The sequence below is a fragment of the Collimonas humicola genome, assembly GCF_018304945.1.
Lineage (GTDB): Bacteria > Pseudomonadota > Gammaproteobacteria > Burkholderiales > Burkholderiaceae_D > Collimonas > Collimonas humicola.
In genome coordinates, this window is sequence record NZ_JAGQEE010000003.1 from 172,397 (window position 1) to 185,020 (window position 12,624).

The window sequence follows — 12,624 nt, forward strand, 5'->3', positions numbered from 1 at the left end:
CCGGAATGCCAGCAACCTAGGTAGAGGCCGACCTGTTTGACACACCTTATAGATATACATAGCAATATTTTGTAATCTCTATTTCCTATTCTTTCATTTCTATTGGTGTATTGAGCGCAGCGAGCCTGGTGTTGGCCACATCCCTATAGTACGGCGACAATTTGCAGCCGTGCACACCTCCACGCAAACGACCGCAATTTATCTGAAGCGCAAGAAAATGCCAGTCTCAAATATTGCGTTGGATATGCCTGAAATATTAGACACGCTTGAACTATTTCCCCTCCGCCACCGACAACAGCCGCGCAAACATTGGCCATGCAAGACAGGCCCAATAAACTTAAAAATCCCGACCCTGATATAGTGTCAGGTTGATCCGTTTGATATGGCATCGCCGCACAGGGCTGACGCCGGGCTATTCGCCCCGCCAGCGAGACGAGCAAGCCTTTCAGGCGTGGAAATTGCAATTCCAATAAGCCAACACGGCCTTAAACTTACGCTGAAAGCTGTAGATGGATAAAAATCGGGAAGAGATCCGCATTCGGGGTGCACGTACGCACAACCTCAAGAACATCAATCTGGACTTACCACGCAACAAACTGATCGTGATCACCGGCTTGTCGGGTTCCGGCAAGTCGTCGCTGGCGTTCGACACCTTGTACGCTGAAGGCCAGCGCCGCTATGTCGAATCGCTGTCGTCTTATGCGCGCCAGTTCCTGCAGCTGATGGAAAAGCCGGATGTCGACCTGATCGAAGGCTTGTCGCCGGCGATTTCCATCGAGCAGAAAGCCACCTCGCACAATCCGCGCTCCACTGTCGGCACCGTGACCGAGATCCACGATTACCTGCGCCTGCTGTATGCGCGCGTCGGCACGCCGTATTGCCCGGACCACCCGGAAAAGCCGCTGGCGGCGCAATCGGTGTCGCAAATGGTGGATGCGGTGCTGGCCATGCCGGAAGACACCAAGCTGATGATCCTGGCGCCGGTGGTGGCCAACCGCAAGGGCGAGCATGCCGACCTGTTTGAGCAGATGCAGGCGCAGGGCTTTGTGCGCTTCCGCATCCAGAGCGGCACCGGTGCCGCCAAGATTTATGAAGTCGACGACCTGCCCAAGCTGAAGAAGACCGAGAAGCACACCATCGACGTCGTGATCGACCGCCTGAAAGTCAAGGCCGACGTCAAGCAGCGCCTGGCGGAAAGTTTCGAGACCGCGCTGCGGCTGGCGGAAGGCCGCGCGATCGCGCTGGAAATGGATAGCGGCGCCGAGCACGTGTACTCCAACAAGTTCGCCTGCCCGATCTGCGGCTATTCGCTGCAGGAACTGGAACCGCGCCTGTTCTCCTTCAACAATCCGATGGGCGCCTGCCCGGAATGCGACGGCCTGGGCCATATCGAATTTTTCGATCCCAAGCGCATCGTCGCCTTCCCTAACCTGTCGCTGGCCAGCGGCGCGGTCAAGGGCTGGGACCGGCGCAACCAGTTCTATTTCCAGATGCTGACCAGCATCGCGGCGCACTACGAATTCGATATCGACATGCCGTTTGAAAAACTGCCGGAAAAAGCCCAGCAGGCGGTGCTGTACGGCTCCGGCAAGGAAACCATTCCGTTCAGCTATGTCAACGAGCGCGGCCGCACGGTGATCAAGGAACACACCTTTGAAGGCGTGGTCAACAACCTGCAGCGGCGCTACCGTGAAACCGATTCGATGGCGGTCAAGGAAGAGCTGGCCAAGTTCATCAACGAAAAAGAATGCCCGTCCTGCCATGGCGCGCGGCTGCGCGTCGAAGCGCGCTTCGTCAAGGTCGGCAGCGGCAAGCAGGAACGCGCCATTTATGAAATCGCGGCGACGCCGCTGCGCGAAACCTTGTCGTTCTTTGAAAAGCTGAAGCTGACCGGCGCCAAGAAGGAAATCGCCGACCGCATCATCAAGGAAATCGTTTCGCGCCTGACCTTCCTCAACAATGTCGGCCTCGATTACCTGTCGCTGGAACGCAGCGCCGACACCTTGTCCGGCGGCGAAGCCCAGCGTATCCGCCTGGCTTCGCAGATCGGTTCCGGCCTGACCGGCGTCATGTATGTGCTCGACGAGCCGTCGATCGGCTTGCACCAGCGCGACAACGACCGCCTGATCGAAACCTTGCGCCACCTGCGCGACATCGGCAACAGCGTGCTGGTGGTCGAGCATGACGAAGATGCGATCCGCACTGCCGACTATGTGGTCGACATGGGCCTGGGCGCCGGTGTGCATGGCGGCGAAGTGATCGCCGAAGGCACGCTGGAGCAGATCCTCAAGAACAAGAAATCGTTGACCGCCAAATACCTGAACGGCACCTTGAAAATCGCCGTGCCGGAAAAACGCACCCCGGCCGATCCCGACCGCCAGTTCATCATTACCGGCGCTACCGGCAACAACCTGAAGAACGTCACGATGAACTTGCCGGTCGGCCTGCTGACCTGCGTCACCGGCGTTTCCGGTTCCGGCAAGTCGACGCTGGTCAACGATACCCTGTACCACGCCGCCGCGCGCCACCTTTACGGCTCGCAAGCGGAACCGGCGGCGCATGAATCGATCGGCGGGCTGGAGCATTTCGACAAGGTGATCTCGGTCGACCAGGCGCCTATCGGCCGTACGCCGCGCTCCAATCCGGCGACCTATACCGGCTTGTTCACGCCGATCCGCGACCTGTTCTCGACCGTGCCGATGGCCAAGGAACGCGGCTACAATGCCGGCCGTTTCTCGTTCAACGTCAAGGGCGGCCGCTGCGAAGCTTGCCAGGGCGACGGCGTGATCAAGGTGGAAATGCACTTCCTGCCGGATGTCTACGTGCCGTGCGACGTCTGCCACGGCAAGCGCTACAACCGCGAGACGCTCGAAGTGCATTACAAGGGCAAGAGCATCACCGAAGTGCTGGGCATGACGGTGGAAGAAGCCTATGAATTCTTCAAGCCGGTGCCGGTGATCGCGCGCAAGCTGCATACGCTGCTGGATGTCGGCCTGGGCTACATCCGCCTCGGCCAGAGCGCCACCACGCTGTCGGGCGGCGAGGCGCAGCGCGTCAAGCTGTCGCTGGAACTGTCCAAGCGCGATACCGGCCGCACCCTGTATATCCTGGATGAGCCGACCACCGGCTTGCACTTCCACGACATCGACCTACTATTAAAAGTGATCCACCGCCTGCGCAACCAGGGCAATACCGTGGTCATCATCGAGCACAACCTGGATGTGATCAAGACCGCGGACTGGCTGATCGACCTCGGCCCGGAAGGCGGCGCCGGCGGCGGCCGCATCATCGCTACCGGTACGCCGGAGCAAGTGGCGGCGAATCCGGCCAGCGTCACCGGCAAATACCTGGGACCGTTGCTGGAAAAACCAAAGAAAAAATAAAACAAGTACTTCCGGCCCGTGAAGCCGGGAGTGCAATAACGAGATAACGATGTCTACCAACACCACCCCGGCGCTGTCCGCAGCGCAGATAGTCGCTTTCGAAAAAGATGGTTTCTTGATTTTGCCGCGCCTGGTCGCGGCCGCCGATTGCGAACTGATGGCGGCCACCACCAACGCCCACCTGGCGCAGGCAGTGGCGCCGCTGGAATACGAATCGGAGGTCGGCTATGCCGGCGCGCCGAAGTCGCTCGACAGCGTCGGCGGCCGCACCGCGCGCCGCCTGCGCAATGCTTACCAGCGCGACGACAGCTATCGGGCCTGGGCCCGCAATCCGCAGCTGGTGGCGATGCTGGAACTGCTGCTGGGCGAAGCGGTCTGCCTGACCTTGTCGCACCACAATTGCGTGATGACCAAGCATCCGCACTTCGGCACCGCGACCGGCTGGCATCGCGATATCCGCTACTGGTCGTTCCCGCGCAACGAGCTGATTTCAGTATGGCTGGCGCTGGATAGCGAGAATGCGAACAATGGCGGACTGCGCTTCATTCCAGGCTCCCACCGGCTCGACATCAAACCCGAGCAGATGGACGAGCTCGATTTCCTGCGCCCGGAAGTGGCCGCGAACCAGGCCCTGTTCACGCAGGGGAAATCGGTTGAACTGCAGCAGGGCGACGTGGTGTTTTTCCACAGCGGCCTGTTCCACGCCGCCGGCCGCAACAATACTGAAACCGTCAAGGAATCGGTGGTGTTCGCCTATCACGGCAAAAGCAATCCGCCCGTACCCGGCAGCCGTTCCGCCGCCTCGGAAGATATCCTGCTAAGAAGCTAATCACACTTCGGGATATATCAGCATGCAGCGTATAGCCATCATAGGCGGCGGCACCGCGGGCGCCGCCAGCGCGCTGTTCCTGGCGCGCGCCGGCCACCAGGTCACGCTGTTCGAGCGTGTGGCGCAACCGAGCGCAGTCGGCGCCGGCATCCTGCTGCAGCCGACCGGCATGCATGTGCTGGACAGGCTCGGCCTGCTGGAGCCTATCCTGGCGCACGGCGCCCGCAACGACCGCCTGTTCGGCACCACGGCCGGCGGCCGCACCGTGCTGGACGTGCGCTATCGTCATCACGATGCGCAGTCGTTCGGCCTCGGCCTGCATCGCGGCGCTTTGTTCTCCGTATTGTGGGAAGCGCTGAAGACGGTCGCCATCAAGGTCTGCAGCGGCATCAACATCTCCCGCATAGAGCAGCGCGGCGGCCGGGCCCTGCTGTTTTCACGCGATGCGGCGCCTGGCAGCGCCGAGACCGCGGCCGGTGAATTCGACTGCGCCGTGATTGCCGACGGCACCCGCTCGGATTTGCGGGCGGCGCTGGCGATTCCGCAAAAAGTGACGCCCTATCCCTGGGGCGCATTGTGGGCGCTGGTGCCGGACGACGGCCTGACCCAGGGCGGCTTGCGCCAGTGGTTCCGCCATGCGCAGCAAATGCTGGGATTGATGCCGACCGGATTTGCCTACCAGGAAATGACGCAGCCTATCCTCAGCATGTTCTGGAGCCTGCGCGCGGATCGCTTGCCGCACTGGCAGGAAGAGGGCCTGGCGGCATGGAAGAAAACCGTGCTGGCGCTGGCGCCGGTAGCATCGGTCCTGGAACATATACAAAAGCCGGATCAACTCACCTTTGCGCGCTACGCCGATGTGCAGATGCGCCATTGGCACGACGGCCGGGTGGTTTGCATCGGCGACTGCGCCCATGCCACCAGTCCGCAACTGGGACAAGGCGCCAACCTGGCGCTGGTCGATGCCATGACGCTGGCGCAGTGTTTTGCCGAGCGTTCCGCGGTAGAGCCGGCGCTGGCGCTGTACTCGCAGCGGCGGCGCCCCCATCTGCGCTACTACCAGGGCGCCAGCAAGCTGCTGACGCCGTTCTTCCAGTCCGACTCGCGCATCGCCAGCACCTTGCGCGATATCGCTCTCGGCCCGGTCTGCCGCCTGCCGATTGCGCGCCAGCAGATGGCGCTGACGCTCAGCGGCAGCAAGACCGGCTGGCTCTATGGCCGGCTGCGGCAAAAAAAATAGTTCGGCGCTGCTCAGGCCTTGTGCAGATGGCGGGCCCGCACAATCGTCTCCGATTTGCGTTTTTTCAGCCAGATGGCGATGCCGGTAATCGTAAACAACAGCGGCAGCAAGCCCAGGAAAGCGACCAGTATCTTGCCCGGCAAACCCAGCAGCTGGCCCGTGTGCAAACCGTACTGGACGCCGATGAAAGCGTCGCCGGCCGAGCCTTTGAGCGGATCGAGCGAACGCAGCGCCTGGCCGTCGACGGCGTCGACAAAGACCCGCACGCTGCCGCCGTCCTGGATGTCGTCCTGCCTGAGCATGCGGATCTGATACAGGCCGTGCTTATCGTCGCGCGCAATGCGCACCGGGGTCGCCAGCGGCATGCTGGCCTGGGCCGAGGCCAGCGCCTGCTGCCAGCTGATCTGCGGCTTGCCTTCATGCGCCGAGGACTGCGGCGGCTTGGTCAGGGGCGACAAGCTGGAAACCATGGGCCGCGCCACATCCGGCAGATTCATCACGGCGCCGGTAAACGCGGTTATCACCAGCAGTACGCCGGCCACCAGGCCGACCGAGCGGTGCAAGTCGTACATCAGGCGGAAAGCGCCGGCGCCGCGCTTGACCGACAGCGCCTTGCGCCAGCCGCTGCGGTGCTTGGGCCAGGCAAGCGCGAAACCGATCAGCAGCGTCGCCAGCCACAGCAGGCCGAGGCTGCCGGAGATGATGGCGCCAGGCTTGTCCAGCAGCAGGTAGCGATGCAGGCGGAACAAGAAGGGCATCAGGTTGTGGGGCGCCAGGCTGACTGCCTTGGTATTGCGCTCGCCAACCACCGAGGCAGTGACAGGATCGATGAACACGGTGTCGACTGCCAGCGCCTCACCCTCATGGCGCGCGCGCAGCCTTGCCTGCAGCGGCGCGTCGGCATCCGCCTCCATCGCGAAGAAAGCTAAGCGTGCCTGCGGATAATCATGTGCGACCTTGGCCGCCAGCGCATCGATGGGCTGGTGCGGGCCGCTTGCGGCGAGGTGGTAGAACTGCGGATTGAGCCAGGCGTCGATTTCATCGTTGAACGCCAGCGCGGCGCCGGTCAGGCCCGCCATGACGATGAACAGGGACAGCAGCAAGCCGCTGTAGCGGTGCAGTTTGACCAACCAGTGACGTAGCGCCTTTTTCACAATCCCACACCTGCTCTTAAAAGATGGGTATTGTAAAGGTCGATTGAATGAGAATGGGTATTATTTAATATTTTTTACAAAGGCGATCAACAAGCTGACGCCTTCGTTGTCACGCAGGAAATATCGACTCTTGAGCTCCGCCCTTAGAGCCGCACGGGATTGTTTCAAAGATCTTCATCGCTGTGCTGGCTGGCGCTGGTCCACGCTTGCAGCAAACGCCCCTCGGCACGCGAAATCGCCTCGGCGGCGCCGCGCAAGACAACAATGTCTCCTGCCTGCAGCACCGCCTCTGGCGTAATGGCGATGCCGCTGCGGCCGCGCCGCAAGGCGGTGATCTCCGCCCCCATTTCCGGCAGCCCCAGCCAGGCCAGGCTGCGGCCGATGGCCCTGGCGCCCTCCGGCAGCGCCACTGTATGCAGGCGCACCTGCAAATGATCCTCGGCATCGGGAGCGTCGTCGACGCCATGGAAGAACCCGCGCAGGGCGGCATAGCGCTCGTCGCGCGAGGCCTGCACCCGGTGCACGACGCGCCGCAGCGGCACGCCCAGCATGACCAGCGCATGCGAAGCCAGCATCAGGCTGCCTTCCATGGCTTCCGGCACCACTTCGGTGGCGCCGGCGGCGCGCAGCTTGTCGAGATCGGTGTCGTCATAGCTGCGTACGATCACCGGCAGGCTCGGCGCCAGTTCGCTGACGTGGTGCAATACTTTCAAGGCTGAGGGCGTGCTGGCATAGGTGATGACCAGGGCGGCGGCGCGGTGTACCCCGGCCGCCACCAGGCTTTCGCGGCGCGAAGCATCGCCGTAGGAAACGTGGGCGCCGGCGGCGCGCGCATCGCGCACCCGGTCCGGATCCAGGTCGAGGGCGTGATAGCCGATGCCTTCCTCTTCCAGCAACTTGGCCAGGCTCTGGCCGCTGCGGCCAAAGCCGGCGATGATCACATGCTTCTTGGTCGACATGGTGCGGGTGGCGATCTGCGTCAGCGCCAGCGACTGCATCATCCATTCATTGGCCGACAGCTTCATGACGATGGCGTCCGACTTGGCCAGGATGAAAGGCGCAGCCAGCATCGACAGCACCATCGACGCCAGGATCAGTTGCACCAGCAAGGGATCGACCAGCTGCAGGCCGCCAGCCTGGTTCAGCAGCACGAAGCCGAATTCGCCGGCCTGCGCCAACGCCAGCCCGGTGCGCAGGGCCACTCCGGTGGAGGAGCGGAAGATCTTGGCGAGGCCGGCGATCAGGGCGAACTTGAGGAACACCGGGCCGGCCAGCAGCAGCAACACCAGCCACCAGTGCTCGAACACCAGGCGCAGGTTGAGCAGCATGCCGATAGTGATAAAGAACAAACCCAGCAAGACGTCGCGGAAGGATTTGATGTCTTCTTCCACCTGGTGCTTGTATTCGGTTTCCGAGATCAACATGCCGGCGATGAAGGCGCCCAGCGCCAGCGACAGGCCGGCGCGCTCGGTAATCCAGGCCGCGGCCAGGGTGATCAGCAGCAGGTTCAGCATGAACAGTTCCTGCGAGCGGCGCCGCACCACGATCTGGAACCAGCGCCGCATCAGCTTCTGGCCGAAGAACAGTAGCAGGGCCAGCACCAGCACCGCCTTGCCGCTGGCCCAGGCCAGCGTCGCCAGCAGGTTGCCGCTGTGCTCGGCCAGCGCCGGCACCACGATCAGCAGGGGCACCAGCGCCAGGTCCTGGAACAGCAGGATGCCGATGATGCGGCGTCCATGCTCGCTCTCCAGCTCCATCCGTTCCGTCAGCAGCTTGGAGACGATGGCGGTGGACGACATGGTCAGCGCGCCGCCCAGGGCGAACGCCGCCTGCCAGCTGATATTGGTGTATTGCGGCAGGATCAGCGCCATCATCGAGCTGAACAGCATGGTGGCGGCTATGGTCAGCAGCACCTGCGCCATGCCGAGGCCAAACACGATGTGGCGCATCGCCGTCAGTTTCGGCAGGGAAAATTCGAGGCCGATCGAAAACATCAGGAACACCACGCCGAATTCCGCCAGTGCGTGGGTGGTGGCGTTGTCTTCGGCAAAACCGAGCGCATGCGGGCCGATCAAGATCCCCACCATCAGATAGCCCAGCATGGGCGGCAGGTGGAAACTGCGGAACGCCACCACACCCAATACCGCCGAGCCCAGCAGCAAAATTGTCAGTTCAAGTCCGGAAAGCATGCGCGCCTAAAAATTAGATTAACTCAATACCAACATTATGTTGCAGCAACGCCAAATGCGGATAGGCTGAACACAGATTAATTGAAGCGGATCGGGACTGGCAAGTTTTTTGCTTTGGGATTTCGTTTATACTTTCGGGATGACTCTACCCGATGCCCCAAATTCGCCCAAAACCTTGTCCGCATCCTTCGATGCCGGACGTGCGCTGAAACTTGCCCGCAGCACCCTGCAAATCGAAGCCGATGCCATCAATGCATTGAAAAACCGGATTTCCGACTCCTCCGACGACCCCTTCGCCAAGGCGATCGCCTTGCTGCTCGGCTGCAGCGGCCGGGTGGTGGTCTCCGGCATAGGAAAATCCGGCCATATCGCGCGCAAGATCGCCGCCACGTTGTCGTCCACCGGCACGCCTGCCCTGTTCATCCATCCGGCCGAAGCGGCCCATGGCGACCTCGGCATGGTGACCGAACACGATGCCTTCATCGCCATCTCCAATTCCGGCGAAACCGCCGAGCTGATGGCGATCGTCCCCATCATCAAACGCATGGGCGCGACCCTGATCGCCATGACAGGCAAGCCGGAGTCGGCGCTGGCGCAACTCGCCAATGTGCACCTGGACGTTGCAGTAGCCCAGGAAGCCTGTCCCTTGAACCTGGCGCCGACCGCCAGCACGACCGCCACCCTGGCCATGGGCGACGCCCTGGCGGTGGCGCTGCTGGACGCGCGCGGCTTCCGCGAAGAAGATTTTGCCCGCTCGCATCCTGGCGGCGCGCTGGGACGGCGCCTGCTGACCCACGTGCGCGACGTCATGCGCAGCGGCGAGGCGATTCCGGCGGTGACGGCGGATGTCTCGCTGTCGGTGGCGCTGCTGGAAATCACGCGCAAGGGCATTGCCATGACAGCCGTGGTGGATGAGAATTTCCATGCGGTCGGCGTGTTTACCGACGGCGACCTGCGGCGCCTGATCGAGCAGGTGCAGGATTTCACCAAGCTCACGATTGCCGACGTCATGCACGCCAATCCGCACACCATCAGCGCCGATCAGCTGGCGGTCGACGCGGTGCAGATGATGGAGCAGTACCGCATCAACCAGCTGCTGGTGACCGACGCCGGCGGCAAGCTGGTCGGCGCATTGCATATCCATGACCTGACCCGCGCCAAGGTGATCTGATGACGGCCACAGTAGGGCGCAGCGGCGCCGACGTCACTGCCGATACGCCGGGCGTCGCTACGCCGGGCGTCGCTGCGCTGAGCGCTGATGCGAGAGCACGCGCTGCGCGGGTACGCCTGATGATTTTCGATGTCGACGGCATCCTGACCGATGGCGGCCTGCTGTACGGCGCCGACGGCGAACAGCTGAAGCGCTTCAATGCGCTGGACGGCCACGGCATCAAGCAATTGCAGCAAAGCGGCGTCGCCACCGCCATCATCAGCGCACGGCAGTCGGCCATCGTCAGCCGCCGCGCCGGCGACCTCGGCATCGCCCATGTGCAGCAAGGCGTGCACGACAAGTACGCGGCGTTCATCAAGCTGCTGGAACAGTTGCAGCTGAGCGCCGCCGATTGCGGCTTCATCGGCGACGATGTGATCGACCTGCCTATCCTGTCGCAGGCCGGTTTTGCAGTCAGCGTGCCGAACGGCCATCGCGATGTCCGCTCACGCGTGCATTACGTGACGCAAGCAAGCGGCGGCCACGGCGCCGCCCGCGAAATCTGCGACCTGATCATGCAAGTGCAGAATACCTATGACGCCACGCTGGCGGCCTATCTGCGCAGCAACCCGCCAGGCACGACTCAGGCATGAAAAATCTCCGCACCACTTACCGCTTTCGCTTCATGCTGCTGCTGGTATTGTTCATCCTGCTGGCCTTGGGCAGCTTCTGGCTGCAGCAGGTCATGCACAAGAATACCGAAGACCTGCTGCCGAAGCCGGCGCGCACCCAGCCGGATTACTATGTCGAGCATTTCAACTATGTGCAGATGGCGCCGAACGGCCAGCCGCGCTACAACATCTCGGGCGACCTGCTGACCCACAATCCGGTCAACGATTCCTTCGATGTGCGAAAGCCGGTGATCCACAGCCTGGACAAGGAAAAGCCGCCGATGAACCTGGTCGCCAACCGCGCCGTGATCGAAGACAACAACAGCAAGGTGCATCTGTACGAGAATGTCAACGCCGACCGGCCAAAGACGCCGCTGGCCGACAACTTCCATCTGAAATCCGAATACCTGCTGCTGCTACCCGACGACGACATCATGGAGTCCGACAAGCCGGTGGAAATCACCCTGGGATTGTCGACCTTGAACGGCACCGGCATGCATTTCAATAACTCCACACGCGAACTGAAGATGTTCAGCAAGGTGCACGGCGTCTTGCGCAACGCGCCGCGTGCGGCAGCGAAATAAGCGGATCAGCAAGACAAATTATGTGTAGGCCTCTATCCATTACCCAGGATTTTTCATGAAACGAATATTTTTTCTCTCTCTGCTGCTGCTTGGCGCCATCGGCGTCGCTCGCGCGGAAAAAGCCGATTCCGAGAAGCCGACCCTGATCGACTCCGACACCCTCACCTATGACGACGTCAAGCAGGTCAACGTCGCGACCGGCAATGTAGTCCTGACACGCGGCACGCTGATCATGAAAGCCGACCGCGTGGTGGTGACCACCGATCCGTCCGGCTACCAGTTCGCCACCTTGTATGCGGACCCGGGCAAGCTGGCCACTTTCAAGCAGAAGCGCGACGGCGGCCCGGACCTGTGGATCGACGGCCACGCCGAACGCATCGAATACGACGGCAAGACCGAGATCACCAAGCTGTTTTCCAAGGCCCAGATGCGCCGCCTGCAAGGCGACAAGCCGACCGATGAAGTGAACGGCGAGTTCATTTCCTACGACAGCCGCACTGAATTCTATTCCGTCAACAACACTGTCAACGGCGTCAGCCAGCCTGGCGCCGGCCGCATCCGCGCCGTCATCCAGCCGCGGCCAAAGGCGGCGCCATGAGCGCCCCTAGCACGCTGATCGCCAAGGGCCTGCAAAAAAGCTATGGCGCGCGCCAGGTGGTGCATGACGTCTCGCTCGAAGTGCGCTGCGGCGAAGTGGTCGGCTTGCTGGGTCCGAACGGCGCCGGCAAGACCACCTCGTTCTACATGATCGTCGGCCTGGTGCCTTCGGACGGCGGCGAGATCGATCTGGACGGCGTCGATATTTCACGCCTGCCTATCCATCGCCGCGCGGTCCTGGGCCTGTCCTACCTGCCGCAGGAAGCATCGGTATTCCGCAAGCTGACAGTGGAAGACAATATCCGCGCCGTGCTGGAACTGCAGCGTCCCAACGGCAAGGCGCTCGGCAAGGCCGAAATCGATGAGCAGCTGCACAAGCTGCTGCACGAGCTGCAAATTGAAAAGCTGCGCGAGAGCCAGGCCCTGTCGCTTTCGGGCGGCGAACGGCGGCGCGTCGAGATCGCCCGCGCGCTCGCCACCAATCCGCGCTTCGTGCTGCTGGATGAACCGTTCGCCGGGATCGACCCGATCGCCGTGATCGAGATCCAGCGCATCGTCCGCTTCCTCAAGGAACGCGGCATCGGCGTCCTGATCACCGATCACAATGTGCGCGAAACGCTGGGCATCTGCGACCGCGCCTACATCATCAACCAGGGCAGCGTGCTGGCCAGCGGCAGTCCGGACGACATCATCGCCGACGAGTCGGTACGGCGGGTCTACCTGGGTGAGCATTTCCGCATGTAGTTTCGCTGATGCGGGAACGATGTAATTGCAGACAGATTAATCCGCCGCGCCAGCGCGGCACTTAGACTCCGTACAACAAATAA

Annotated in this window: 10 protein-coding genes; 8 read left to right on the forward strand and 2 right to left on the reverse strand. The window is 62.2% G+C overall.

Annotated features, from left to right (window positions below; genetic code table 11):
* Nucleotides 1-509 precede the first annotated feature (509 nt).
* From uvrA to KHU30_RS12345, 3 genes are read left to right on the forward strand one after another with little or no spacing between them, the layout of a single operon-like run.
* Nucleotides 510-3,383 (forward strand): excinuclease ABC subunit UvrA, encoded by a 2,874-nt coding sequence (gene uvrA / locus KHU30_RS12335; RefSeq protein WP_211442943.1) that lies wholly within the window; start codon nt 510-512, stop codon nt 3,381-3,383.
* Nucleotides 3,384-3,432: 49 nt separating this feature from the next.
* The gene (locus tag KHU30_RS12340) at nt 3,433-4,212 is read left to right on the forward strand and encodes a phytanoyl-CoA dioxygenase family protein (RefSeq protein ID WP_211442944.1); all 780 of its coding nucleotides are present in this window, start codon (nt 3,433-3,435) and stop codon (nt 4,210-4,212) included.
* Nucleotides 4,213-4,234: 22 nt separating this feature from the next.
* Nucleotides 4,235-5,452 carry an FAD-dependent oxidoreductase gene (locus KHU30_RS12345; protein ID WP_211442945.1) on the forward strand — a complete coding sequence of 406 codons (1,218 nt, stop codon included), beginning with the start codon at nt 4,235-4,237 and terminating at the stop codon, nt 5,450-5,452.
* Between the two features lie 11 nt (nt 5,453-5,463).
* Here the strand turns inward: KHU30_RS12345 and KHU30_RS12350 are convergent, their stop codons facing one another.
* Nucleotides 5,464-6,606 (reverse strand): PepSY-associated TM helix domain-containing protein, encoded by a 1,143-nt coding sequence (locus KHU30_RS12350; RefSeq protein WP_211442946.1) that lies wholly within the window; start codon nt 6,604-6,606, stop codon nt 5,464-5,466.
* A gap of 164 nt (nt 6,607-6,770) precedes the next feature.
* Nucleotides 6,771-8,795, reverse strand: a complete 2,025-nt coding sequence (locus tag KHU30_RS12355; RefSeq protein WP_211442947.1) for a cation:proton antiporter domain-containing protein — start codon at nt 8,793-8,795, stop codon at nt 6,771-6,773.
* A gap of 139 nt (nt 8,796-8,934) precedes the next feature.
* Here KHU30_RS12355 and KHU30_RS12360 point away from each other — a divergent pair, with 139 nt between their 5' ends.
* The 5 genes from KHU30_RS12360 to lptB all read left to right on the forward strand — a co-directional run bounded on the left by KHU30_RS12360 (nt 8,935) and on the right by lptB (nt 12,541).
* Entirely contained in the window at nt 8,935-9,966 is a 1,032-nt protein-coding gene (locus tag KHU30_RS12360) for a KpsF/GutQ family sugar-phosphate isomerase (RefSeq protein WP_211442948.1), read from the forward strand.
* A 119-nt stretch (nt 9,967-10,085) separates the two neighbouring features.
* The gene (locus KHU30_RS12365) at nt 10,086-10,598 is read left to right on the forward strand and encodes a KdsC family phosphatase (RefSeq protein WP_230411585.1); all 513 of its coding nucleotides are present in this window, start codon (nt 10,086-10,088) and stop codon (nt 10,596-10,598) included.
* Complete coding sequence (lptC, locus tag KHU30_RS12370; RefSeq protein WP_211442949.1) at nt 10,595-11,200, forward strand: LPS export ABC transporter periplasmic protein LptC; 606 nt, start codon at nt 10,595-10,597, stop codon at nt 11,198-11,200. The genes KHU30_RS12365 and lptC overlap by 4 nt, the downstream gene beginning before the upstream one ends.
* A 55-nt stretch (nt 11,201-11,255) precedes the next feature.
* Nucleotides 11,256-11,798 carry a lipopolysaccharide transport periplasmic protein LptA gene (lptA, locus tag KHU30_RS12375; RefSeq protein ID WP_211442950.1) on the forward strand — a complete coding sequence of 181 codons (543 nt, stop codon included), beginning with the start codon at nt 11,256-11,258 and terminating at the stop codon, nt 11,796-11,798.
* On the forward strand, nt 11,795-12,541 hold the full coding sequence (gene lptB / locus KHU30_RS12380; protein WP_098495112.1) for an LPS export ABC transporter ATP-binding protein: 747 nt from the start codon (nt 11,795-11,797) through the stop codon (nt 12,539-12,541). Before lptA ends, lptB begins: the two co-directional genes overlap by 4 nt.
* Nucleotides 12,542-12,624 lie beyond the last annotated feature (83 nt).